Here is a 24,580-nt window from a genome sequence, read left to right as displayed (position 1 = left end):
ATTAGAAGCTAATTGAGTAGTTTACACGGTAATCACGACCAAAGTTGTTGTAAAGGTCTTGGTTATCCCATGTACCAGCTGAAGAAAGAACTGGGTCTTCGTCAGTTAAGTTACTTACAGTAAATGTTACAGCGCCGTAAGGACCTGCATTGTAGCTGTAAGTTAAGTTATGGATTAACCAGCTATCTAAATCACCTGATTGCTCGTAGAAACCATCGCCATCTTCATCAACTTCAGTTTCAGACGTGCTTGCTGTGTAAGTAGAGTTCCAAGATACTGTATGATCATCAAGTGACCAAGAAATTGTTGCTACTGACTTAAGATCAGGTTGGCCAGACCAACCAGCAGTGTCTTGTACAACACCACCTACTTCAGAATCGTATGAAAGTGTTACACTATTAACATTGTTAAAGCGGAAGTCACCAAAATCAGTCTCTACGTTTGCATTAATAGTGAAATCAAAACCTTCAATTTCAAAACCAGCACCGTTAAAGTAAGAAGTACCTGCTTCGATTAGCGTACCTGAAGCAGAGCGCTTAAGGTAGAAAGTTTCATCAGACGTATCTGTATCAACACCTACTGCAGTGATTAGGCCAGCAGCCTCATCAGATAATAAGCCTTGTAGAGATTTAGACTGAATAACATTATCAATAGAAAGTTGGAAGTAATCTAACTTAAAGCTTAAGTTATCGTTTACATCCCATGCCACACCTAAGTTGATGTAATCTGAAGTCTCTGCCTCAAGCTCTGAGTTCTGAGTATAGTATGTGTTGTACTGACGTGATGTAGTAGAACCGTTATTATAATCGATTGCAGATTCAGCAGAGAATGTACGTGCTGCATTAAGTAAATCAAGGCCTGGTGCACGGAACGACTCAGAGTAAGAACCACGAATCACTACGTTATCAGCAACCTGCCAGCGAGCAGATACTGCTGGAGCAACGTTGTCACCAAAGTCAGAGTAATCATCGTAACGAGCTTTTAAGTTCACTTCTACTGTATCAGAAACTGGTAGTACTGATTCGAAGAAAACAGCTGTCACATCACGGTCACCCATTGAAGAGTTACCAGCAGAGCCACCGATTAAGCCAGCTTCAGATTGACCATCGTAAATATCTTCGTAAGTTTGTTCAAAATATTCAACACCTACATAGTGAGCAACAGCACCACCTGGTAGTTCAAATAAGTCAAAACCTAAACCAGCAAAGTATTGGTCAAAAGTAGAGCCTGAGTTTTGTAACGTAGTCGACTTCATGTTGGCAATGCCTTCATCAGAGCCTAAATCGATATCGTTAGCTTCGTTGTATGCTAAACCACTGTAAGAAAGGTAGTACTCACCTACAGATTTGTTATCTGCTTTATTGTGGTGGTAGTAAACTTCCCAAGAAGCGTTGTTCCAATCTAAGTCACCACGTAAACCAGCTGTTAAATCTTGGTTGTAATCATCTACATTACCATCACGTGTACCAATACCTACCCAACGGAATAAACCATATGCACCGTCTTCACCGTATGGGTTATGCGGGTTATCAGCTGCCATGTTTTCCCATGCTGCAGCCGGTGGAGCGTAACGACCAAATGAAGAGTTTTGTACAAACATTGTTTGAGCAAAGAACTCTATGTCGTCTGTTAGCTCGTAGTTAGCACTAACATATAATGTGTTACGGTCAATTGATGCTGTGTTGTAAGATACATTAGCGAATGCATACATACAGTACTCAGAACCTGGGCCCCAATCTTCGTTTGCATCAACGCGGCGGAAAGTATCTTCACCGTATTCAGAGATTAAATCATCACATAAAAGTGAAGCTGACGCTGTAGAAAAATCAGGTGAAAGTACAGTAGCGCCAAAGTATGACCAACCTACAGTATCTGCAGTGTAAGCTTCAATGTCGCCATCACCGTCTAAATCACCAAGCTGAGCTTTAGTGTAGTCACGGTCAGCATCTGAAATACCTTTACGAGATTGGTGATCGAAAGAGAATGTAATGTTACCTTTATCGTTTGAAACACCACCAACTACAGAAAACTCTGTAGAAGTAGTACCTTCATCTTGGTCACGGTGACCCGCGCCAATGTTGAAAGTTAAACCTTCAAAGTTCTCTTTCATAATTACGTTAACAACACCTGCCATTGCATCAGAACCATAAATAGAAGATGCACCTTCAGTCATGATATCGATACGTTCAACAGCAGCCATTGGAATAGCATTAAGGTTAGCAGAAGCACCACCTAATGTTGGTGAACCTGGGAAACGGCGGCCATTTAAAAGTACTAAAGTACGACGTGAGCCAGCACCACGTAAATTGATAGTTGCTTGAGATTGTGCTGAGCTACCAGAACGCTCTGAGAACGAACCGAATGAGTTTAATGAACTAGAACGTAGTGCATCTGCAACTGTGTAGTCACCTTCTAGCTTGATATCAGCAGAAGTAATAGATACTACCGGAGAAGCACCCTCTAAATCTGTACGTTTGATACGTGAACCAGTTACTTGGATGCGTTCTACTTTCTCTGCAGACTCTTCTTCTGCAGCAAATGAACTTGACGAAAATGCAGCTGTTGATACTGCACCAAATGCAATCGCTAAGCGAACTGCCTTTGAAACTTTATTATTTAACATTTGATTCTCCCTGGGTCACCACTTGTTAGAAGCGACTATTATTTAATTATTTTTTGTTGTCACAGTTTGTTAACAGCGACTAAACCAAATACTAAACAAAAAATATCTAAAAGCCAACTACTGTTAACCAAATATTAATTAAAAAAGGGTTTTTTATTGTTTTTTAGCTTAGATGAGGAATAACTGTACAAAAATAAAGCTAAAGCGTAGATTATGTAATCAAAAATTGCATTAATAGGTACAAGTTAGAATAGTTCGAACTGTTTTAGCTCGAAACTGTTTACGTTAACGTTAACAAATTGCGTAATCATTTCTAATAAAGGTACAATTTGTTTGTCTATATACAATGGGTAGTCGTAGCTATGCAGCCCTTGATACAGCTCAACACCGTGGGTTGTGTAAACAAATGTAACAAATTCACCTCTTTTTAGCGTAAATTCACTATTTTGTTTCTGAAACTTTTTTACTGCTTGCACATGTGGAGGGATATTTTTTTGATAGTCGGTTAAGTTTTGACCTAAACGTTTTTTAAAAACCAGCAAATGATCAAATTCGCCGCGTAAAAGTTTACTAATGTAATCGTGTACAAGGTCATTTATTTGCTCTGGTTGATCAAAAAGGAGGGTAAATAAATCAAATTGAAACTGTTGAGCCAGTCTAGTCCAGTCACTTCTTACGGTTTCTAAGCCTTTAAAAACCAATTTTGATTCATCCGGCTTTATTAACTGCCCCACATAGCGTTTTTTAGACCCCACGCTTTTACCTCTTATGGTGGGTAAAAAGAATGGGCTGTAAAGCGATTCAAACTCTATTTCTAAATGGCTAGTTAAATTATGTTTAGCGTGTATGTTTTGCTGCCACAATGTGTTTATGTGTTTAGCTAACTGTTTACCTATTTTATTACAGGCCTCAACACTTAAATCATCCGTTAGTTTTACAAAGGTCGAATCGGTATCTCCGTAAATAACACTATAACCTTGCTCTTCAATCCACTTTTTAGTTTGCAGCATTATCTCATGACCACGCAAAGTAATAGAGCTTGAGAGTCGAGGGTCATAAAAACGACAGCCTTGTGAGCCTAATACACCATATAAACTGTTCATTATTATTTTAATCGCTTGGGATAGCATTAAATCGTGATTATCTTTTGCCCGCTGGCGCTGTAGCGCTAGGCTTTTTATAAGCGCTGGTAAATGGTGCTGCTCTCTTGAAAACAATGCGTTATTAAAACCTTCAATACTGTTTTCAGGGTTTTCAATCCCTTCTATTAGTCCAAGCGGGTCTATATAAAAGGTTTGCATAATACTGGGGTACAGGCTTTTAAAATCAAGCACGATGACATTTTTATACAGCCCCGGTACCGACTCCATAACATAACCACCTGGGCTTTCAAACGTCAGCCCATGGTCGCCCATATTAGGTGCTACATAACCGCTGCGATGTAATAAAGGCAAATACATGTTTACAAAAGCCGCCACTGAGCCGCCGCGCTTTTCTAGCTCAAGGCCTGTTAATTGTGTGCGAATAACAGCAAAATCGAGAAGTTTTAGCTTATCGAAGATTTTATTAACGAGTATGCAGTCTTGCCGATTGTAGTTAGCGAGCGCGAGTTTATCTTCATTAAATTGACGAATAATTTCTTGTAAGCTGTTACTAGATTCAATTAATTTAGACTCGCCTAAAATTTCTTTAGCTACATTAGCAAGTGAAAAAGTTTCAAAACTATAAGTGGCATTTTTTAGAGTATCAATGCCATCAATTACACAGCGCCCGGGAATAGAAACCCGTGTAAAATGGCCTTTTCGAACATATAAAGGAAGGTTTCCTCTTCCTAGTAATAGTTTTACCCCAAGTGCCACAGAGCGCTCATAAATAACTGCAAAATCAAACTCAATAACATTCCACCCAATAATAATATCTGGGTCGCACTGCTTAATAAGTGTTACAAGTTGCTGTAATAGTGCAACCTCGTCTGCGCACCATATAATAGTATAACCAATCACTGGGTCGTGATGCTCAGGCTCTCCAATCATGATTACGCAATCTAAACCACAGCCTACCAAGCCAATAGAAAACAACACCCCACTTTCATTGCACTCTATATCAAGTGACAACTTAGAAAGCACAGGCGTATAGTCAGCGTTGGTTTTTAATTTAGCATCTAAAATTTCAGTGTAATGTGCATGATCCACTCGTTTACCCGTGATCCACGCCCCGCCTTTAATAAAGCGCTCCATTAAATAACGCTCAATGGGCCTTATATCATCTTCATAAAGTGTAATACCGCGACTTTTTAACGCTTTGCTCGCGCTATAAAAGTGTTTGAGTGAGTAAAAGTAACAGCCACACATATCTTGCTGCTGAAAATTTTTAAGTGAAAGAGGTTTAATTAAAAAGTTTAGTGATTCGGCAGATAAAATAGCTTGAGCTGCTTTTGTATCTGAGTTTTTTATAAAAAATAGTGCGGTTTCATTCTCAGAAATTGTCTTTATTGGTCCATTATCGGTAGCAAACCAAATTTCATATTGTAAACCCTGAGCGCTATCGTGCGCTTGTGCAGAAAGTACAAAACCAGATGTTAAATACACTATCAATAAACCTTACTTATATTTTGTTTTTCTACTTTAGGGCCATGAACGTTAAGGATTGAAAATTGTTCAACCTCAAAATATAAACAGGCCATAATAGGGAGTAATTTATAAACTTAAAAAATTGCCGCATTAATTTACTAAATTAATTTCATCCTTGCTTGTAGTTACACGGTTATAACTCTAAAATCCATACACTGTAATTATATACATATTTTAGGTTTATCTCCCCATGCTTTCTGACCAACTAAAAAAAACAATTAGGCAAGTACACCAGCATGTGGCTAGTAACCTTACTGATTACCGCCCACGCAGTAGCCAAAACTACCTAGTTGCCGAAATAGCAAAGACGCTAGCTGGCGAATACCATAAAAAGCAGCGAATATGTGTTATTGAGGCTGGCACAGGGACTGGTAAATCGCTTGCTTATTGTTTAGGCGCGTTACCGCTTGCCCTTGCTCAAAAAAAGAAGCTGGTTATTTCTACTGCAACCGTGGCCCTGCAAGAGCAATTAATAGCAAAAGAGCTGCCTTTTTTTAAAAAACACTCAGGGCTCGACTTTAAGTTTGACCTAGTAAAAGGTAGGCAACGCTATATATGTGCCCATAAATTACATAACGCTGTTAATGGCGATAGCCAAACGCAAATGGAGTTTATGCCCACACTTACCTCGCCGCTAAGTGATATGGAAACTAAATGTTTAAAAGGCCTTTACGATGCCTATGTAAATAAAAAATGGCAAGGCGACAGGGATAGCTGGGCCGACACCATACCCGATAGAGTGTGGAACTTAATCGCATGCGATAAACACGCTTGCCAGCGCCAAATGAAAGCGCATCAAACCTGCCCGTTTCAGCTTGCTCGTAATCAGCTTATGCAAATGGATGTGCTTGTTATTAACCACTCACTGCTACTGGCAGATTTGGATTTAGGGGGCGGTAAAATTTTACCCGAACCTGATAACACCATTTATGTAATAGATGAAGCGCACCACCTTGCACATATTACCCGCGACTTTTCATCGGCAGCGGCCACTATTAAAGGCACCATTGATTGGCTCGATAAGCTCACCAAATTTAGTGGCAAAATGTCTAAGGTATTAGTGGGTCAAAAGGCCATTGGTCAAAATTTCAAATTGTGCGATAGCATTAACGATGCTAATAAGGACTTAAAAGTGGTGCGTGATATTCTTGATAATGCCGACTTTGAATACTCAAAAGACGACACATATCGTTTTGAGCATGGCGAAATACCAAAATCATTGCACAACAAAGCTAAAGATATAAGTGACGCCACACTAGATGCACTACGCTGCTTAAACAAAATGCACGATACCCTCACTCAAGATGTAAGCGATGGCGATATAAAACCCTACGTTGCCGACCCTGTCTTAGCCGAAAGCGGACACTATATAAACCGCTTAGAGCAATTAAATAAGCTGTGGTATAGCTATGCAAATAAAGGCGAAGGCACACCTCACGCAAGGTGGATCAAACGTTTAGAATATAAAAACCATCACGATCACCTATTAAGTGATTGCCCTATCGAAGTTGGCTACTACTTAAAAGACAAGCTATGGAATGAATGCGCAGGGGCGGTATTGTGCTCGGCAACTTTAAGTGCTCTCGGTTCGTTTGACCACTTTGCCTATGAAAGCGGATTAGCAAAAGAAGAAGGCGTTAAGTTTATTAAAGTGCCCTCACCTTTTGATTACCCTAAACAAGCAACCTTGCGTATTCCGGTAAGTAAAATTGAGCCAACCGACAAAGCATTTAGTGACCATATAGCGCAAACCTTGCCTGAGTACTTAAATACAAAAAAAGCTAATTTGGTATTGTTTGCCTCGTACTGGCAAATGGACCATGTGGCTAAGTTTCTTAGAACAAAAGGTTTTAACTTATTAGTGCAAGGCGAAATGTCGCGCGAGGCATTATTAAAAAAACACACCCAAAATATTGATAGCGGTAAAGGTAGTATTTTATTTGGTACGCAAAGCCTCTCAGAAGGGCTTGATTTACCTGGTAAATATTTAGAAAACTTAATAATTACAAAAATACCGTTTGCAGTACCTACATCACCAATAGAAGAAGCCCAAGCCGAATTTGTACAAAGTAAAGGCGGTAATCCATTTTTGTCTATTACGGTGCCCGATGCAGCAAAGAAATTGGTACAAAGCTGTGGTAGACTGCTGCGAAAAGAGAGCGATGAAGGCCGTATAACTATTCTCGATAGACGCTTAATTACCAAGCGCTACGGCAAAGCCATGCTCGACACCTTACCACCTTTTAAAAGACAAATAGATTATTAATGTTTGAACTTGCTTTAGATCCCACAACATTGGCAGTTTTATGTGCCGCGGCCCTTGCTGCTGGCTTTATTGATGCAATTGCCGGCGGCGGTGGCTTATTAACAGTCCCTGCACTACTCACCGCAGGCTTGCCACCGCATGTAACGCTTGGCACCAACAAGCTTGCGGCAAGCTTTGGCTCATTAACGGCCAGCTACACGTATTATAAAAAAAATCTATTTAGTCCTAAATTTTGGGCAAACTCCATTTTTGCTACAGCCATAGGCGCTGTGATTGGTACGTTAATAGTCGATCACTTAAGTATTGAATTTTTAAATAAGCTTTTGCCTATCATTATTATTATGGTGGCCTGTTATAGCTTGTTTGGTAGTTTAAGCACCACACAGGGCGATGATTTACCAAAAGTAACACCAGTACTTAAACTAAAGCAGTGGTTGCAGGGCTTAGCATTAGGTTTTTTTGATGGCGTAGCAGGCCCAGGCGCCGGTACTTTTTGGACCGCATCTAATAGTTTATTTTATAAAATGAGCTTACTGCTTAACTGTGGTTTAGCCCGTTCAATGAACTTTGTATCTAACTTTATATCGCTTATTACCTTTGTGGCACTTGGTCATGTAAACTTTTTATTAGGCCTTATCATGGGCTTTTTTATTATGTTAGGTGCTTGGATTGGTGCTCACTCAGCCATTCGCTTTGGCGGTAAGTTTATTCGCCCTGTTTTTAACACTATGGTTATACTGCTAGCATTAAAACTGATTTACGAGGCTTATTTGTAAATGCAAACCCACGCGTTAGATAAATTACGCCAACAAGTTGCTACGCTTAAACAACAAGCTGAGCAATTTGACAGCGCAAAGTTGTTTTCTAAAAACCGCTATATGCAGGCGCAGCCTAGTTTATTTGACCGCGGCGTATTTAGTACTAAAAGCATGAACTTAACTGACTACGTAACAGAAATTGAAGACGAAATTACCAGCTTACCACCAAGTGATCATCGCCATGCTTATGCTTATGCACTCGAGCGCATAGGTAATCAAGTACAAGCTGTATTTAGTGTTATTAAATCGACCCCCATCTGGGCAAAAGAAAACAAAAGCCAGTACAAACCTAGACCCAAAAATACGGTTTATAAGCAAGCCGTAAAAAAAATAATGCAATCGTCGCACGAGCTATACGACGAGCTTAAACAAAACCACGAGTTTGAACGACGCTTAGTGTTAATGATTGAAGAGCGAAAATTACAAATGGAAAAAGCCAGCCCAGCGCAAGCACAAAAACTTAATATGGAAATTTTAACCACGCATGCGCGTTTAGGCCGCTGCCGTAAAGCTATTTCGGCCACCGAAGATAAAATTCAACAAGTCGAAAAACAACAATTACGCTAATGCAGCTTTTTTACCACCCGCTTTACAGTGCTTTAACGCTTCCTGAGCGCCACCGTTTTCCTATTCAAAAATACCAAATGCTAAAAGCAGAAATAAAACGCTTAGGCTTTGGGGCTACACAGTTTAATACACCAACCAAAGCTACGCCCGAGCAGCTTGCACTGTGCCATAGCCAAGATTACATAAATGATTTTTTAAACGCCACGCTCAGTAATAAAGCAATTAAAAAAATGGGTTTCCCGTATTCACGCGAATTAGTAGAGCGTACGCTACTTTCAGTTGGGGCAAGTATTCAAGGCAGCGAATACGCACTAAAACATGGTTTTTGCGCTAATTTAAGTGGTGGCTATCATCATGCATATAGCGATTACGGCAGTGGCTTTTGTATTTTTAACGATTTGGCTGTGGCTGGCGCGCATTTAATCAATACAAACCAAGCCGATACCGTATTAATATTTGATTGTGATGTACACCAAGGCGATGGCACGGCACAAATTACGCAACATAATAACGCTATAGTTACTTGCTCTATTCACTGCGAGCAAAATTTTCCGCGCTTAAAGCAACACTCCGATTACGACTTCGCCCTACCTGCCAACACATCAGATACCGAGTACTTAACAACGCTAAAACAAGCCCTCGAATTTTGCGTGCGTATTCATAACCCCGACATTATTTTATATAACGCAGGGGCTGATATTTACGAAAAAGACGAGCTAGGGTTATTTAACGTATCGCTTGAAGGGGTTTATGCGCGCGATCATTTTATTGTTAACTACTGCAAAGCCCATAACATCCCACTTATGTGCGCTTTAGGTGGCGGTTATCAGCGTAATTTAAATGCGTTAATTAATGTTCATAAACAACTATTTAAAGCTGCTATCGATTTATTTTAGTGCTTAGTATACACTCAAATAAACGGACTCTATAAAAGGCGCTAGCACGATGCGACTGCACGACGACATACATAACTTTTACGAAAAAATTGTGGTTGAAGAAATCATTAAACGTAAACTAGATAAAGTTTACAGTGAAGATGTAATGGCCGATTTTTGTTGCACGGTACTTAATCAATTGCCGCCACGTTATATTAGATACGATGTAGATATGGCCTTTTATTTACCACAAAGTGAACGTATTCACATGGAAGAGCGCGTACAAACCGCTATAGACGTTGCTATTAGCCAAATTTCAAAAAAGAAAGATTTAGATGACCAGCCCACTTGATAACGCCCCTACACATGTAAAACTGGCAGTAGATTTAATTATGCTTTTGGAGCAGCACGAGGTTGCTCCAGAGGATGTATTAAAAGCGCTCGAAATTGTAAAAAGTGACTTTGAACAAAAACAAGCCACCGCTTAGCATTACTCTTTTGTTTGCACTTCGTATTTAGTCACAGTGCCATCGTGTTTGTTACAATCAATTTTAATCTCGCCAAACGTGCGTCTTGGGGTTGTTGAGCGACGGCACGTCATTTTTTGTGCTTTACTACCATATTGGCTTATATACAACGCAACGGTTTCGTCTATTTTAAGCTGTTGCGCCGGAGTGGCCGCGTTATAAAAGGTATTGTATTGCGCCTGCCAACTTTCAACTCCAGCCTCTTTTGCAACGCCTAGCCACCCCATACCCATGTTAGTAGATTGTGTTAAGTACTGCCCTTTTAAAAACATAAACGACAATGTGTATTGCGCGCTTTTATAGCCAAGTGCTGCAGGGTCTTTTAGATACATAAAAGCTTGTTTATAATCATCTTTTTTATACGCTTTTATGCCATTGTACTCATGTTTTTTCATGGTTATATCATCGTATAAATTAATAGGCGTAGACCCACAACCACTTAATAAACCCACTCCCATAATTGCTGTGATCAGTAAATATCGGCTCATGACTATTCCTTTTTTATTATTTTTATATGCGAGTACCGAATCTGGCTTACAGTTAATGCAAAGCCTGTTACTCTGTAAATTAATTTGTATAATTAAAATACTATCATGAGCTTAGCAAGTTTACTTCGGTTATTTTTTCTGGCTGCAATTTGGGGCGCGTCATTTTTATTTATGCGAATGGCAGCAAACAGCTTAGGCCCAGCGGTGTTAATAGAGTTTAGAGTTGGCTTTGCCGCACTCACCCTCTTTATTGTGGCGCTGTACTTAAAACGCCGCTTGGCGTTTACTGCGCACACAAAGCACTTTTTTATAATTGGCGCACTTAACTCCGCCCTACCCTTTTTACTGTTTGCTTATGCCGCGCAAACGATTAGCGCCTCTACTTTATCTATTTTAAATTCTACAACGCCCATATGGGGCGCGGTGGTGGGCATAATTTGGAGCAAAACCAAACCGACTAAAAGCATGGTGTTAGGTTTGCTGTTGGGTTTAATAGGCGTGGCCATTTTAGTTGGGCAAAATCATTTTGTATTAAATAGTCAGTCACTTATTGCTATTGCAGCAGCGCTAAGCGCCTCCCTGTGTTATGCCATTGCATCCCATTATACAAAAAATGCCCCTAAGCTTGCCCCATTAGATAACGCACACGGCTCTATGTGGGCAGCCAGTTTTATAGTACTGCCCCTTATACTTTTTATGCCAATGCGCGAAGTACCTAGTACCAACGTTATGCTTGGCGTATTAGCACTTGGCGTGGTGTGTACCGCACTTGCTTATATTTTATTTTTTAAACTTATTGACGATATAGGCCCAACCTCAGCTTTAACGGTCACGTTCTTAATTCCGCTATTTGGCATTTTTTGGGGGCATTTAATTTTAGATGAGCAAATAGGACCAAATACGTTACTCGGCGCATTATTTGTTATTGTGGGTACTATGCTGGTTACTGATTTTTTCCACGAAAAAAGCACTTAGCTAAAACAAGCAAAGTGCCTTAAATTTTATATAGCATTATAGTTTAAATAAATTGTGGGTCTTTTGGCGCGTCGTGGCGGCGCGTTATATAAAACACACAGTCGGTTTGGCTATTATTGCTATAGGCTCTTACGTGCTCAATAGGCACTGAAAAAGTATCACCTTGGTTAAGCGTTAATACTTCATCACCTAAGTCTATTGTTACGCTTCCTTGATGAACAAATATAACCTCTTCTTCAAAGCGAATATGAGGCGCAACCTGTGCATCAGGTTGTAACTTTAACGCAGAAATATTAAAGCCATGAGGCCAATTTAGCTGTGTTTGAATACATGTTTTGGCGTTTAAATTACCGACTAATGGCGCTTCATATACGCCATCAAACTGGCTAAGGTACGAGCGTTTATTCCAGTTAAAGTTGCTGGCTTTAACCACTGTTTGTGACAGCTCTTCATCGGTTATTACTCTGTGCTGCGCTATTTGCTCTTGGCTGGTCACGGCCATTGGCTTTACACCATCGGGAATGGTTTCATTTAACGTGGTATCTACTAAGCTGCCATTTTCTAGCAAAATTAGTCCGTATTCTTTTGCCATGTCAAATACTTGCGGAGCCCAAAGTACTCTACCAGGGTTATCACTTCCAAGTACCGCATATAAATAGCCTACGCCGTCGCCAACATTTTCAAACCCTCTAAATATATCCATTGGGATCGAAATAATATCGCCTTCATTTAAAATTACTTTGGCATCTTTACCGTCAACACCAGTGTAAAAAGCCCACGTACCACTGTGTACTACAAAAATTTCTTCAGTTAAATGGCTATGCTGCGAATTTAAACACCCTGCAGGTTGGCGCGCACCACCAATATTAAACCCATGAGGAATAGAAATATGCACATGTTGATTTGGGTTTTCGGCAACGCCTGGGCCAATAATTGTAAAGTTTTCTTTTTGATCGCTTCCCGGCGAGCGCGTATCAATAAAGGCATTTTTACACGCAATTAAATCATCGTATCGTACTAACCTATCTGCAAATACACTCATTACTCTCTCCTAAATTGGTTACTGTGCGGTCCAACCGCCATCAATTTTAATACTTGTACCGGTGATCATTGCTGAAAGGCCGCTTAGTAAAAACACACACGCATTGGCAATATCATCGGTTTGGGCAATTTTTTTCAGTGGGATCATGTCGTAAACAAACTGCTTAAACGTCGCATCTTCTAGCATGGGTTTAGTCATTGGGGTTTCTACAAAGGTGGGGGCCACGGTGTTCACGCGCACATTTTTATCGGCAAGTTCAACCGCCATTGCTTTGCTCAACCCCTCTACCGCATGTTTGCTCATGCAATACAAAGTACGTTTAGGTGAACCTACAAACCCCATTTGCGACGACATATTAACCACCGCCCCAGCGCCAGAATTTATTAGCGCTGGCAGTGCCGCTTGGCTAATTTTGTAAACGCTGCGAATATTCATCGCAATTACGTCATCAATATTTTCATCTGTTTGCTCAAGCATTGGCGCAACCCGATTTATACCAGCGTTATTTAACAGCCCATCAAGTGTTTTTAGCGCCTTTAAACGCTCAAAAAAAGCATCGCTATTTATATCTAGCGGCCAAATTTCTATTTGCTCAGGCGCGTATTTCTGTAATGTTTGTAAATCACTGAGGGTACGTGCTACTGCAATAACTTGAGCCCCTGCATCTACGCATTTTTCTACGCATGCTTTACCAATACCTTTGCCTGCACCTGTAACTAAAATGGTTTTACCCACTAAAAGCGTTTTATCAAATCCCATTTGTTCACCTAAATTCTATATTGCATTCGAAGTCATTATTAATTAGAGTGCAGTTAGATGCAAGACATTATTTAACCAATACGTCTCATCAAATGTGTATATAACAACGACTCACTAAGGACACTAGCAATGATAAAGCATTTAAAAAAGGGTCAACCAATTGACTCAAAACAAAAACAAAATCAATCAGTAAGAGATATTGTAGAGAATATTTTAGCGCATGTTGAAACCGAAGGTGACGCAGCCATTCGTGAGTACTCTGAAAAGTTCGACAACTGGACTCCGGAGTCTTTCAAACTTTCAGAAGACGAAATTAAAGCCTGCTATACACAACTTGATGAGCAATTAATTAACGATATTAAGTGGGCGCAAAGCCAAGTACGTAATTTTGCACAAATACAACGTGACTCAATGAAAGACGTAGAGGTAGAAACTCTTCCGGGCGTAACCCTTGGTCATAAACATATCGCTATGGATAGCGTAGGCTGTTATGTGCCAGGTGGTAAATACCCGCTATTAGCCTCTGCGCACATGAGCGTATTAACCGCTAAAGTAGCGGGTGTTAAACGCGTTATAGCCATGGCTCCGCCGTTTAATGGCAAGCCATCACCTGAAATTGTAGTCGCGATGGATATGGCCGGTGCTGATGAAATTTATTGTTTAGGCGGCGTGCAAGCAGTAGCTGCAATGTCAATTGGTACACAAACTATTGCGCCGGTAGATATGATAGTTGGACCAGGTAACGCGTTTGTAGCCGAAGCAAAGCGTCAGCTATTTGGCCGTGTTGGTATTGATTTATTTGCCGGGCCTACCGAAACCCTCGTTATTGCCGATGACAGTGTAGATGGCGAGCTATGTGCGGCAGATTTACTCGGCCAAGCAGAGCACGGCCCGACTTCACCGGCTATTTTACTCACCAACTCAGAGCAACTAGCTAAAGATACAATCGCTGAGGTGCAAAGGCAGCTTACTATTTTACCCACCGCCGATATTGCAGGCGTAGCATGGGAAGATCACGGTGAAGTAATTGTATGTGACACCTACGAAGAAATGCTGCAAGTTGCTAACGACTTAGCGTTTGAACACGTGCAAGTGATGACCAGCAATACCGATTACTTTAAAGAGAACATGCAAAACTTTGGCGCTTTATTTTTAGGTCCGCAAACTAATGTTTCGTATGGTGATAAATGTATTGGTACAAATCATACACTACCCACAGGTAAAGCTGCGCGCTATACTGGCGGACTATGGGTAGGTAAATTCATAAAAACATGTACTTTTCAGCAAGTAACAGAGCAAGCCTCGGTGGTTGTTGGTGAGTATTGTTCACGATTATGTGCTGCAGAAGGGTTCGCAGGCCACAAAGAACAAGCAGACATTCGTGTAAGACGATATAGGAAGTAAATCTTGAAGCAAAAAAGAGTCACCTCATACGATGTTGCCCGTGTAGCGGGCGTATCGCAATCGGCGGTATCACGTGTTTTTAGACCTGGTTTTAGTGTGTCTAAAAAAACCCGTGAAAAAGTAATCGCAACGGCCAATGAAATGGGCTATCGCCCGAATGCTATTGCCCGTATGTTGATCACCAAACAATCGGGTATGGTTGCGGTTATATTATCATCGCAAGCAAACCTGAATTACCCAGAGGTGCTTTCTGAGCTAAACAGAGAGCTGGCACTGCACAATAAACGTGTGCTGCTCTTTACACTTGATAACGCAGAAGAGCTAGATGAATTACTCGAAAATATATGGACCTTTCAGGTTGATGGTGTAATTGCCCTAGCTGCTCACTTTGATAGTAAAAGCTTAAACTTATTTGCTAAACACAGTACGCCTATTGTGCTTTATAACCGCCATGTGCCTGAGTCGAATGCAAACACCGTTTGCTGTAATCACGACAAAGGCATTAAACAGTTAATTGATTTATTACACGAAGCTAACCATAAATCGTATTTAATTATCTCCGGCCCTACCGACTCAGATGTTGCAAACGAGCGCAGAGAAATAGCCGAAAATTATTTACAAACCCTAGGCGTTAAAGACACGCCGGTTATTTATGGTGATTATGGGTATAAATCGGCACGCGACGCACTTAAAAAATGGTTAAAAAAACACCCCAAGCCCGATGCCATAATATGCAGTAATGACGCTATGGCAATTGGCGTAATTGATGAACTAAAAGAAAACTTTTGCATTAAAGTGCCCGACGACATGTCGGTTGTAGGATTTGATGGTATTAATGCCTCCTCGTGGTACAACTATCAAATAACCACAGTACAACAGCCAATGAAACAGCTTACTAAAGCCGCTGTTGATATTTTAATGGAGCGCATTGAAAACCCTCAAGCGGCTGCAGAAGTTCGGGTATTTACTGGTTCATTAATTGAAGGGAACTCTATTAAAAAACGTTAAATTAAGGAATTTTTGTGGCCAAAAATCCTGTTTATATTTTACCTGGTACACTGTGTAATGACCGCATGTTTGCAGCGCAAATTAACGCACTGCAAAATGCAGGTTATACACCGTGTGTAATACCCTTCACCGAGCAATCTAGCATTTTGCAAATGGTAGAACTTTGCAAAAAAGTTGCACAAGAGCCGGGCCCATTTATAGGTTTTTCCATGGGCGGAATTGTTGCGCTTGCCCTGTTAAAATCAAACCCTGAGCTAGTTACCTCCTTGTGTTTAATGTCGAGCAATTATTTAGCCGATAAACCTGAGCGTCCTGCAATTAGACTCAAACAAATTGAACACGCCAAAAGCACCAGTTTAGAAGCCCTGCTTAAACGTGACTTTTTGCCGCACTACTTTTACCAACCAAGTAAAGCCCATGAAGAGACCGTACTTAGCATGGCAGACGATCTTGGTATTAACGCCTTTAGCGCCCAGCTGAGTGCACTTGCCACCCGCGAAGATACGTTAAGCGTAATAAAGCAAAGTACAAAAAAACTACTCATTATTGGGGGCGAGCATGACCCATTATGCCCGGCAAGTGTTCAGCAAAGTATGCATGAAGCAGCGCCTAATAGTGACCTTGTACTGCTTGGTCATTGCGCTCACTTTGCCCCGCTTGAACGAAGTAATACGGTAAACGCAATTTTATTAGACTGGTTGGAGTCTTTATCATGAATTTAAAGCAAAAGTTAAATGCAAAACAGCTACTGCTAGGTACTTTTATTAAAAGCACGCATTATCATAATACAGAAGTATTGGCTCACACTAACCTTGATGTTCTGTGCCTTGATGCAGAGCATGCGCCCTTTGATAGAGGCGATTTAGATAGCTGCATAATGGCAGCACGTACTAAAAATATGCCCACGCTTATACGTGTTAGTAATACAGACCACGCCACTTTATTAAGTAGCTTAGATATAGGCGCAGATGGCCTTGTGCTGCCGCATATAAAAACCCCCGAACAAGCAAAAGCAATTATTAAAAACTGCTTTTATGGTAATAACGGCCGAGGCTATGCCGGTTCAAGCCGCTTTGCTGGTTACACAACCCATGCCCTAACCGATAACCTAGCAAGCAATAAGTCATCAACCTGTATTATTGCGCAAATAGAAGATGCCGATGCACTGGATAATATCGAGCAACTGTGCCAAATAGATGAAATAGACTGCATTTTTATAGGCCGTATGGATTTAACTATTTCCCTTGGCGAAACCAACCCAAGTGCCCCTATTGTACTTGAGGCAGTTACTAAAATAGCCAAGGCAGCGGCTAAATATAATAAATGCTGTGGCATGTTTGTAGGTAATTTGAGCGAGCTGAGCCATTGGCAATCATTAGGCGTGAGCTTTTATTTATTAGGCTCAGATCACAGCTTTTTATTAAGTGGCGCTAAGCAATTGCGAGACCAATTTGAAACAGCAACAGGAGCCCAAAACAATGAACATTCATAATAAAAATAAAGCGTTAATACACGACTTTAGACAGGCTCTGTATAACTTTGATATAAACGCCTTGCATACACAAATTAATACCGTATTTAGCGATGACGCGCTCATTCAGCTGTGTTACCCGTTTGAAACACTTGCCAACCCTAATGCACTTATTGAGCAAGTTTATTTACCACTTAGCGAGGCATTTGTAGGCTTAGAGCGCCGCGATACAATCGTTATGGCAGGTAGCTCAATTAACGACTCAGACTGGGTAGGTTGTTGCGGTTATTATACCGGTTCGTTTGAAAAGCCATGGCTTGATATCCCCCCTACTGGGCACCAAGTTAGCATGCGTTTTCATGAATTTTACCGCATTAAAAATAACAAAGTGGTAGAAGTACAAGCTATTTGGGATATTCCCGAAGTAATGATGCAAGCTAAAGTATGGCCGCTTTCGGTGAGCTTAGGTAAAGAGTGGCATGTACCAGGCCCTGCAACGCAAGATGGATTAATCACAAACGAATACAATGAAGAGCACGCAGCACAAAGCTTAAAACTTGTGGGCGACATGTGTGAGCACCTTGGTTTTTATGCCAAAGGCGGTATAGAGGCCATGAAGCTTGAGCAATTTTGGCACCCGCACTGTAGCTGGTATGGGCCAAGTACCATAGGCACTGCACGAGGTATAAAAGGGTTTAGAAACTGGCATCAAATTCCGTTTTTAAATGCCCTCCCAAACCGAGTAGGTGATGCAAGTAAAGGCTATTTATTTGCCGATGAAAACTATGTTGGCTTTACCGCATGGCCGGGTATGAGCATGACTATTAGTAATGATGGTTGGTTAGGTATTGCGCCCGCAAATCAGCAAATAACCATGCGTAGTCTCGACTTTTGGCGCGCCGAGAATAACTTAATTCGCGAAAACTGGGTATTAATAGATATTCTTGATGTCTACCATCAAATTGGGGTAGATGTATTCGCACGCATGAAAGAGCTTACCAAAGCGCGCTATTTAAACTTTGCGCCCTAGGGCGTATAAACAAAAAAAGCTCTGTTAAACAGAGCTTTTTTATTACTTAAATAGACTATGCGCCAGGGTTCGCAATACTTTGCGTGCGCTTTAAAATATCTAGACCTTGTTGTTTTAACCAATAAGGAATATCAATAATGACCCAGTTTTCTACCAGTTTATCGCCCTCGCGGTGATACACATCCACCACGCGCATATCTGCTGGGGTATTAGCACCTGGTAGGCCTAAAAAGCCCCCAATGGCCGTGTTAGTTAAGTTAGGCCAGCCAAAAAAGCAGGCAAACTCATCTTCAGCAAAACGGCAAATATGGCCGTTAAATACTTTACCCGTTAACCCTTCTCTAAACGGATACATGTGCTGCTGCTGATAACGCTTAATTGTGTAAGTTGCGCCAATGCCTGCTGGGCCATACCACACCATGTTTTCATCCCAGGTTTTACCAAGCACTTCGGGCGGGCACGTATCAACGCCACTTTTATTAAGCGCGGTTAGGTTATCAATCATTTGATTTACCAGAGCCATTGTTTTTTCGCTTTGCTCATCGCTACTTTTACCTAAACGAATACCATCGTGCGTACGTGGCCCAGGATACGTAAAATATTGCCCGGTTGAGAGCGGCAGCGGATTTAAACCTACTTGCATCATAAGGCCAATAATATCGACAAAAAAACCGGTCTGAATTATTTTTCCGTCTTTAACACAGTTAAATTCGGCATAGCGCAAAGTGGCAAGCTTATGGGTTGGCGCAATACCTAGCCAATCTTTATCAAATAAGCCCATAAAATGACCCATGCTCATCACCCACTGGCCGCCGTCGGCTTCGCTTTGCCCTGCAATAAAAATATCTTCACGGCGCTGCAGCGCACTAAACGAGCTAAATAATGGCTGCCAAACTTGGGCAATTACATCATTAGCGCACTCAAGCTCATTAAACGGATGCACCCCTTTAAAGCTGTATTCACTGGCCATAAACTCATTAAATACGGCTTGTAAATCATTACCTTGTGCTTTTTCTAGTGCAGTATGAAATTGACGAACTAGTTGTTTATCTTTAAGTATATCTGCCATGATTATTCCTCATTGTTTGCGCAGTCAAATTAATGTCTTCAAACCGCCGTTAAACACACTTTAACAAAATGTATTGCATTTAAAGAGTAATTAAAAGCCTGTGAATAGTAAGTTATAAATTGCTTTAAAATAATACTAATGAGAATTGACTTCGAAGTCAAAGTGATTCATGATGATTCAAAATAAAAAATACAAATAGGCTCTCAAGCCCGTAAAACCTAATCTAACAGGATTAATTATGAATGATTTTGGATTGTTGAATTGGAGCATTCTCATCGGGTACATAATTGCCAACCTAATACTTGGGTTTGTAATTAGTAAAAAGATCAGTAGTGCTAACGACTTTTACATAGGTCGAAAAACAACACCTTGGTGGGCTATTGGTATATCGGTTGTTGCTACTTATGTAAGTGCACTCACCTTTTTAGGTGCGCCAGCGTGGTCTTACAAAGAGGGGCTCTCGGTTATTGCCATACACCTTAACTACCCACTGGTTATTGTGGCGGTGGTGTGTTTGTTTTTTCCGTTTTTTTACAACGCGGGCGTGGCCTCTATTTACGAATACCAAGAGCGCCGCTTTGGTAAAAAGGCCCGCTTACTTATCTCTACTATTTGGTTAATATCGCAAACTATGGGTTCAGCCGCAGTGCTGTATGCAACCTCCTTAGTGTTGGCCTTTATTATTGATATAAATGTTATAACTGCGATATTTTTAGTTACCATAATCGCCCTTATTTATACCATGCTAGGTGGCATAACCGCCGTTATATGGACCGATGTAATTCAGTCAGCCATCTTATTTATAGGGGCTGGTATTATTATGTATGCCCTTATTACCTCTATGGATGGTTCATTTAGCTCAACACTGAGCGAGCTAAAAAGCCAAGGTAAATTAGACCCACTTAATTTTTCGCTCGACTTTACCCAAGTAACTACCGTGTGGTCTGGCGTGCTGGCTATGTCGCTGTATCACATTACGGTGTATGGCACTAACCAAATGATGGTGCAACGCACCCTTGCCGCTAAAAATATTGGCGATGCTAAAAAATCCTACTTACTAATGGGCTTTATCGCGTTCTTTATTTACTTGTTCTTTATATTTATGGGCGTGCTGTTTTATAGCTACTACGGCGGGCGCACTTTTGAAAACGACAACTTAATTATTTTACAGTTTGCAGCTGATTATGGCTTACCAGGGTTAATGGGCATTATTGCCGCTGCGGTAATGGCAGCGTCTATGTCGAGCCTCGACTCAGCACTTAACTCACTTTCAACCATAAGTACTATCGATTTTTATAAAAAGTACTTTGCGCCTGAAAAAAACGACGCTCACTATTTAAATGTTACTCGCTTATTTACGCTAGGTTGGGCGGTGATCATTATTATTCCGGCCATTATGTATCACCTATACAGCGAAGGCTCAATTTTAGAAATACTCACTAAAGTAGGCTCGTACTTTGTAGGTGCTCAGCTTGGCATGTTTGCCCTTGGGTTTTTCTCTAAGCACACCACCGAAAAAGGCTTATTAATAGGCACCTTAGTGTCGTTTATTACCGTTGCTGTGTGCGCACTGTTTACCGACATTGCATGGCCATGGTACTGCGCCATAGGGGCAATAACCTGCCTTGTATTTAGCATTGCGTTAAGTATTGCATTTGATGGCTATCAAGAGGATTACAACGAATACACCATTAAAGGTCAGTTAAAAGCATTTAAAGATCAAAAACGTCCAGAAAAAGAAAACGGCTGGTACTTAATTCCGGGTAAGTTTGACTCAATCAATTACTGGTTACTTGGCTTTTTTGTACTGAGCTTTGCCTCTCTCATGTTATTTGAATATTTTGTGTAAGGTGAAATAAATGAATATTTTAGAACAACTTTTCGAAAACTTCAGCGCTGCAGAATTGCCAAATCAAGCATTGCTTGCAGACTCCGTTCAATGGCAGGTAAGCCACCCTTTTGAGCCTATTAGCACAAAGCAAAATGTGATTAATGACTACTTTGGCGTACTTAAACATTCGTTACCTGACATAGAGCGCAAACCGTTTATCTCTATCCAGGGCGACTACAAAGGTGAGCAATGGGTGTGTGCAACAGGGTATTTTACCGGCACATTTACACAGCCTTTATTGGGTATTCCTGCCAGCGGCAAAAGTGTGTTTATTCGCTACAGCGAAATGGCGCAAATAGAAAACAACCAAGTGGCTAATGTTTACACATTTTTAGATTTAATTGATGTAATGAACCAAGTAGGCGTAAACCCATTACGCCCAAGCTTAGGTTACCCAGGTTTAGTTATGCCCCCCACCACACTTGATGGCGTACCAACAGGTGATAAAAACGAAACGCTTAGCAAAACCAACGAGCAACTTGTAGTTGATATGCTCACAGAGCTTGGCCGCTATGACGGTAAAGACTTATACAGCATTAATTTAGAAAAATACTGGCACCCAGACTTTATTTGGTATGGCCCAGCAGGCATTGGTACAACCCGCGGAATTAGCGGCTTTAGAGAGCACCATCAAGGGCCGTTTTTAAAAGGCTTTCCTGATCGCGGTATTAATAAAACACTGTGTTTAGTAAGTCACGATAACTTTGTTGCTACCGGCGGATGGCCTCACATGTATGGCACCCACACCGGTGAAGACTGGTTAGGTTTACCGCCTTCTGGCAATAAGCTGTTCCCACGTGTCATGGACTTTTGGCGCTGCGAAAACGGCATATTAAAAGAAAACTGGGTCGCTATTGATATCCCTCATTTATTAAATGGAATGGGCATTGATATTTTTGAGCAAATGCAACGCAAAATAGCCGCAGCTAATTAAGAGGTGAGCATGAACAAACACGATAATATGACCCAACCTTACTGGCTGCCGTTATCGAGCGTGTTAAACCCGCAAGGTAACAAACAACAGCCTTTAATCGGTTTTGATGACGAGTTTGTTGATATCGTTGATTACATTTTACGCATAACGCACCGTATTTGGGAGCAAAAGAACATTGGCTTATGCTATCGCTATTACGCCGATGTATGCCCTGTTTTTACCCTTGGCGCCTATGGCGAAAACATAGAAGATGTTATTCAAGGCACACTAAAAACTATTGCGGCCTTCCCCGACAGGAGCCTAATTGGCGAAAACGTGGTGTTTTCAGAAGAAGCCAACGAGCACTATTACTCATCACATTTAATTAGCAGTGTAATGACCAACACTGGTAACTCTGAGTTTGGCCCAGCAACACATAAAACAGGCCGTGTTACAACCATTGCCGACTGCGTATGCTTTGAAAACAAAATAGTTAAAGAGTGGCTAGTGCGCGACAACGGCTTTTTAGTTAAGCAGCTTGGCTTAAACATTATTAATGTAGCCAAACACATGGCTAACATTCCGAGTAAAGAAAAACACACACAGTGGCTAAACGATGAATTTAACCGTGTAATTGCCATAGATCACCGCGTAGCAAGTACGCCCATTGTAGAGGGTGAGCTAGCGGCATTTGCCCATACTTGGTTAGACACGCTATTTAATCAAAAACAGTTTGCTAAAGTGCACGAATTTTACAGTTTAACGGCAACACAGCAATGGCCTAGCGGCAGAATGGCCACCGGACTTGCACAAATTAACGGCGTATTTATACAATTTTTTGCAACCTGCCCCGACGCCAAATTAACGATTGATCATATAGCTATTACCCCATTTGACGAAACCACGACTGATGTAGCGATACGTTGGTCGCTAGCAGGCCACTTTAATCCGCAAAATAGCGAGCTAAGTGAGCTTAAACAGCAGCCTTACTTTATTTTAGGCGCATCGCATTTGCGTATTAAAAACAAAAAAATCATCGAAGAGATCACCGTTTTTGATGAAGTAGCACTTTATGCAAACTTATTTAAAGCACATGCATTAGTCAACAAATCACAGTGGGAGGAAAATGCATGATCAACGCTATTATCGATTTATACACTAAAGCCGACATTGAAGGTCTAAGCAGCAAGTTGCTTCGCAGTAGCCGTTGGCAGCAGCACCACTTTACCGCCATGGGTGCTTTGCAGGCGCAGCCTTTGTGGCTTAGCTTTTTAGCTCAATATGGTGTGTCTGAGTGTGTATCGCACACTCATAGTGTAGGCGCAGAACGTGAAACCCTACAGCTGGTTTTACAGCCTAAAAAGCTTAAAAATCCAGTGCGTTTAACGTTTGTAATAAAACACAACGGGACTTTTATTAAGTCAGTAAAATGTGTGGTTGATACGTTGTCGCTAGCCAATAACGAGTATGTAAATACAACGGTAAATAACAGCTCGGTTATTCCTAAACTACCAAAAAGTGACCCGATTATTGTTAGCGATTTAGATAACCAGCTGCACCCTACTACTTTTCATGCAACCCCCAGCGCTATTTGCGAGCTGCCCTCTCACACTGCTCGTACTTTAGATAACTGGTGGCAAATTTGGCAAACTAACAACCTGGCTCAGTTTGAAACCCTTTATACTCCAAGCGCTACGGCTGTACTTGCAGGTAACACACAGCCACAACCTATTAGCGCGCTGCTTGATTGCCACTTAGATTTTACGCAATCGCTAAGCAGACGCTATGCCCAGCTAGAAACCGTTGAGTATGACAGTACGCAAAACCAAGCCACCCTATGCTGGACTCTCGATGGCAGCTTTAATGCTAAAAACGTACGTGTACGTCAGCAAATAATTAGCGTTATTAGCATCAGCGATAATCAAATAACCCACGAAGTAATGCAATTCGACACGCTGGCACTTAACCAGCAGTTTGCATTATAAGGTCACCTTTTCCACTTCCCTTCAAGCGCTCACTGAGCGCTTTTTTTATAGATGGCCTTTTAGCAACCTGTAATCATACTTAAGCAGTTTTTACCCTATTTATGACTCGCTTTTATAACTCAAAATAGCTCACTTAATTAAGCGAGTGGGTATTACTTATTAAAAAAATAACGCTTTAAAATAGTTAAAGGCAATAAATAAAGTATCAGCCTCGCCTTACTAAAGCCCGAGTATGCAAC

Annotated in this window: 21 protein-coding genes and 1 pseudogene; 16 read left to right on the top strand and 6 right to left on the bottom strand. The window is 41.0% G+C overall.

All coding sequences use genetic code 11. The annotated features are described in order from the left end of the window. Position 1: 1 nt before the first annotated feature. Positions 2-2,623, bottom strand: a complete 2,622-nt coding sequence (locus tag MSC25_RS08675) for a TonB-dependent receptor (protein WP_064386740.1) — start codon at positions 2,621-2,623, stop codon at positions 2-4. A 245-nt stretch (positions 2,624-2,868) separates the two neighbouring features. Beyond that, positions 2,869-5,211 carry a DNA polymerase II gene (locus tag MSC25_RS08670; protein ID WP_248443188.1) on the bottom strand — a complete coding sequence of 781 codons (2,343 nt, stop codon included), beginning with the start codon at positions 5,209-5,211 and terminating at the stop codon, positions 2,869-2,871. Positions 5,212-5,443: 232 nt separating this feature from the next. On the opposite strand from MSC25_RS08670, the gene dinG reads away from it, so the two are divergent. Genes dinG through rsmS form a run of 6 tightly spaced genes read left to right on the top strand, consistent with a single transcriptional unit; the run spans position 5,444 to position 10,267 of the window. Then, a complete protein-coding gene (gene dinG / locus MSC25_RS08665; protein WP_096739872.1) occupies positions 5,444-7,519 on the top strand; it encodes an ATP-dependent DNA helicase DinG in 2,076 nt (691 codons plus the stop codon). Beyond that, positions 7,519-8,295, top strand: a complete 777-nt coding sequence (locus MSC25_RS08660; RefSeq protein WP_096739873.1) for a TSUP family transporter — start codon at positions 7,519-7,521, stop codon at positions 8,293-8,295. Before dinG ends, MSC25_RS08660 begins: the two co-directional genes overlap by 1 nt. Next, positions 8,296-8,904, top strand: coding sequence for a primosomal replication protein (locus tag MSC25_RS08655; protein ID WP_024033711.1), 609 nt, complete (start codon positions 8,296-8,298; stop codon positions 8,902-8,904). Continuing rightward, complete coding sequence (locus tag MSC25_RS08650; protein WP_248443187.1) at positions 8,904-9,800, top strand: histone deacetylase; 897 nt, start codon at positions 8,904-8,906, stop codon at positions 9,798-9,800. Before MSC25_RS08655 ends, MSC25_RS08650 begins: the two co-directional genes overlap by 1 nt. Before the next feature lie 49 nt (positions 9,801-9,849). Continuing rightward, the gene (locus tag MSC25_RS08645) at positions 9,850-10,131 is read left to right on the top strand and encodes a late competence development ComFB family protein (protein ID WP_004585951.1); all 282 of its coding nucleotides are present in this window, start codon (positions 9,850-9,852) and stop codon (positions 10,129-10,131) included. Further along, positions 10,115-10,267 carry a pleiotropic regulatory protein RsmS gene (gene rsmS / locus MSC25_RS08640; protein ID WP_024033713.1) on the top strand — a complete coding sequence of 51 codons (153 nt, stop codon included), beginning with the start codon at positions 10,115-10,117 and terminating at the stop codon, positions 10,265-10,267. Before MSC25_RS08645 ends, rsmS begins: the two co-directional genes overlap by 17 nt. A 2-nt stretch (positions 10,268-10,269) precedes the next feature. Here rsmS and MSC25_RS08635 read toward each other — a convergent pair whose 3' ends face one another. After that, positions 10,270-10,794 carry a sel1 repeat family protein gene (locus tag MSC25_RS08635; RefSeq protein ID WP_248443186.1) on the bottom strand — a complete coding sequence of 175 codons (525 nt, stop codon included), beginning with the start codon at positions 10,792-10,794 and terminating at the stop codon, positions 10,270-10,272. Between the two features lie 105 nt (positions 10,795-10,899). Here MSC25_RS08635 and MSC25_RS08630 point away from each other — a divergent pair. After that, positions 10,900-11,792: pseudogene (locus tag MSC25_RS08630) on the top strand (DMT family transporter). 20 nt (positions 11,793-11,812) lie between these two features. Here MSC25_RS08630 and MSC25_RS08625 read toward each other — a convergent pair. After that, entirely contained in the window at positions 11,813-12,811 is a 999-nt protein-coding gene (locus MSC25_RS08625) for a cupin domain-containing protein (RefSeq protein WP_248443184.1), read from the bottom strand. A gap of 18 nt (positions 12,812-12,829) precedes the next feature. Continuing rightward, the gene (locus MSC25_RS08620; protein ID WP_024033718.1) at positions 12,830-13,570 is read right to left on the bottom strand and encodes an SDR family oxidoreductase; all 741 of its coding nucleotides are present in this window, start codon (positions 13,568-13,570) and stop codon (positions 12,830-12,832) included. Positions 13,571-13,699: 129 nt separating this feature from the next. Here MSC25_RS08620 and hisD point away from each other — a divergent pair, with 129 nt between their 5' ends. Genes hisD through MSC25_RS08595 form a run of 5 tightly spaced genes read left to right on the top strand, consistent with a single transcriptional unit; the run spans position 13,700 to position 18,483 of the window. Next, positions 13,700-14,974 carry a histidinol dehydrogenase gene (gene hisD / locus MSC25_RS08615; RefSeq protein ID WP_248443183.1) on the top strand — a complete coding sequence of 425 codons (1,275 nt, stop codon included), beginning with the start codon at positions 13,700-13,702 and terminating at the stop codon, positions 14,972-14,974. After that, on the top strand, positions 14,975-15,982 hold the full coding sequence (locus MSC25_RS08610; RefSeq protein WP_029772146.1) for a LacI family DNA-binding transcriptional regulator: 1,008 nt from the start codon (positions 14,975-14,977) through the stop codon (positions 15,980-15,982). A 14-nt stretch (positions 15,983-15,996) separates the two neighbouring features. Further along, positions 15,997-16,698 (top strand): alpha/beta hydrolase, encoded by a 702-nt coding sequence (locus MSC25_RS08605; protein ID WP_248443181.1) that lies wholly within the window; start codon positions 15,997-15,999, stop codon positions 16,696-16,698. After that, a complete protein-coding gene (locus MSC25_RS08600) occupies positions 16,695-17,474 on the top strand; it encodes an aldolase/citrate lyase family protein (RefSeq protein ID WP_248443180.1) in 780 nt (259 codons plus the stop codon). The genes MSC25_RS08605 and MSC25_RS08600 overlap by 4 nt, the downstream gene beginning before the upstream one ends. Continuing rightward, a complete protein-coding gene (locus MSC25_RS08595; RefSeq protein WP_248443179.1) occupies positions 17,461-18,483 on the top strand; it encodes an ester cyclase in 1,023 nt (340 codons plus the stop codon). Before MSC25_RS08600 ends, MSC25_RS08595 begins: the two co-directional genes overlap by 14 nt. A gap of 55 nt (positions 18,484-18,538) precedes the next feature. Here MSC25_RS08595 and MSC25_RS08590 read toward each other — a convergent pair whose 3' ends face one another. Continuing rightward, positions 18,539-19,552 carry an ester cyclase gene (locus MSC25_RS08590; protein WP_055255210.1) on the bottom strand — a complete coding sequence of 338 codons (1,014 nt, stop codon included), beginning with the start codon at positions 19,550-19,552 and terminating at the stop codon, positions 18,539-18,541. Between the two features lie 238 nt (positions 19,553-19,790). Between MSC25_RS08590 and MSC25_RS08585 the strand changes: the two genes are divergently transcribed. Genes MSC25_RS08585 through MSC25_RS08570 form a run of 4 tightly spaced genes read left to right on the top strand, consistent with a single transcriptional unit; the run spans position 19,791 to position 24,341 of the window. Further along, the gene (locus tag MSC25_RS08585; RefSeq protein WP_096041989.1) at positions 19,791-21,401 is read left to right on the top strand and encodes a sodium/solute symporter; all 1,611 of its coding nucleotides are present in this window, start codon (positions 19,791-19,793) and stop codon (positions 21,399-21,401) included. 10 nt (positions 21,402-21,411) lie between these two features. After that, entirely contained in the window at positions 21,412-22,377 is a 966-nt protein-coding gene (locus MSC25_RS08580) for an ester cyclase (RefSeq protein ID WP_248443178.1), read from the top strand. A gap of 9 nt (positions 22,378-22,386) precedes the next feature. Then, positions 22,387-23,490 (top strand): ester cyclase, encoded by a 1,104-nt coding sequence (locus MSC25_RS08575; RefSeq protein WP_248443177.1) that lies wholly within the window; start codon positions 22,387-22,389, stop codon positions 23,488-23,490. Beyond that, on the top strand, positions 23,487-24,341 hold the full coding sequence (locus tag MSC25_RS08570; RefSeq protein ID WP_096739884.1) for a hypothetical protein: 855 nt from the start codon (positions 23,487-23,489) through the stop codon (positions 24,339-24,341). The genes MSC25_RS08575 and MSC25_RS08570 overlap by 4 nt, the downstream gene beginning before the upstream one ends. Positions 24,342-24,580 lie beyond the last annotated feature (239 nt).

The sequence above is a fragment of the Pseudoalteromonas sp. 1CM17D genome, from assembly GCF_023161805.1.
Lineage (GTDB): Bacteria > Pseudomonadota > Gammaproteobacteria > Enterobacterales > Alteromonadaceae > Pseudoalteromonas > Pseudoalteromonas atlantica.
Note: the sequence above shows the minus strand (reverse complement) of the source record. Positions and strands in the feature narration are given on the sequence as shown.

What these genes read in the sequence shown, in the direction of transcription:
- rsmS (WP_024033713.1), top strand. Translation starts at nt 10,115, where the DNA reads ATGACCAGCCCACTTGATAACGCCCCTACACATGTAAAACTGGCAGTA.
- MSC25_RS08635 (WP_248443186.1), bottom strand. Translation starts at nt 10,794, where the DNA reads ATGAGCCGATATTTACTGATCACAGCAATTATGGGAGTGGGTTTATTA.
- MSC25_RS08600 (WP_248443180.1), top strand. Translation starts at nt 16,695, where the DNA reads ATGAATTTAAAGCAAAAGTTAAATGCAAAACAGCTACTGCTAGGTACT.
- MSC25_RS08590 (WP_055255210.1), bottom strand. Translation starts at nt 19,552, where the DNA reads ATGGCAGATATACTTAAAGATAAACAACTAGTTCGTCAATTTCATACT.
- MSC25_RS08570 (WP_096739884.1), top strand. Translation starts at nt 23,487, where the DNA reads ATGATCAACGCTATTATCGATTTATACACTAAAGCCGACATTGAAGGT.
- MSC25_RS08660 (WP_096739873.1), top strand. Translation starts at nt 7,519, where the DNA reads ATGTTTGAACTTGCTTTAGATCCCACAACATTGGCAGTTTTATGTGCC.
- MSC25_RS08595 (WP_248443179.1), top strand. Translation starts at nt 17,461, where the DNA reads ATGAACATTCATAATAAAAATAAAGCGTTAATACACGACTTTAGACAG.
- dinG (WP_096739872.1), top strand. Translation starts at nt 5,444, where the DNA reads ATGCTTTCTGACCAACTAAAAAAAACAATTAGGCAAGTACACCAGCAT.
- MSC25_RS08625 (WP_248443184.1), bottom strand. Translation starts at nt 12,811, where the DNA reads ATGAGTGTATTTGCAGATAGGTTAGTACGATACGATGATTTAATTGCG.
- MSC25_RS08575 (WP_248443177.1), top strand. Translation starts at nt 22,387, where the DNA reads ATGAACAAACACGATAATATGACCCAACCTTACTGGCTGCCGTTATCG.
- MSC25_RS08580 (WP_248443178.1), top strand. Translation starts at nt 21,412, where the DNA reads ATGAATATTTTAGAACAACTTTTCGAAAACTTCAGCGCTGCAGAATTG.
- MSC25_RS08585 (WP_096041989.1), top strand. Translation starts at nt 19,791, where the DNA reads ATGAATGATTTTGGATTGTTGAATTGGAGCATTCTCATCGGGTACATA.
- MSC25_RS08620 (WP_024033718.1), bottom strand. Translation starts at nt 13,570, where the DNA reads ATGGGATTTGATAAAACGCTTTTAGTGGGTAAAACCATTTTAGTTACA.
- hisD (WP_248443183.1), top strand. Translation starts at nt 13,700, where the DNA reads ATGATAAAGCATTTAAAAAAGGGTCAACCAATTGACTCAAAACAAAAA.
- MSC25_RS08645 (WP_004585951.1), top strand. Translation starts at nt 9,850, where the DNA reads ATGCGACTGCACGACGACATACATAACTTTTACGAAAAAATTGTGGTT.
- MSC25_RS08650 (WP_248443187.1), top strand. Translation starts at nt 8,904, where the DNA reads ATGCAGCTTTTTTACCACCCGCTTTACAGTGCTTTAACGCTTCCTGAG.
- MSC25_RS08675 (WP_064386740.1), bottom strand. Translation starts at nt 2,623, where the DNA reads ATGTTAAATAATAAAGTTTCAAAGGCAGTTCGCTTAGCGATTGCATTT.
- MSC25_RS08655 (WP_024033711.1), top strand. Translation starts at nt 8,296, where the DNA reads ATGCAAACCCACGCGTTAGATAAATTACGCCAACAAGTTGCTACGCTT.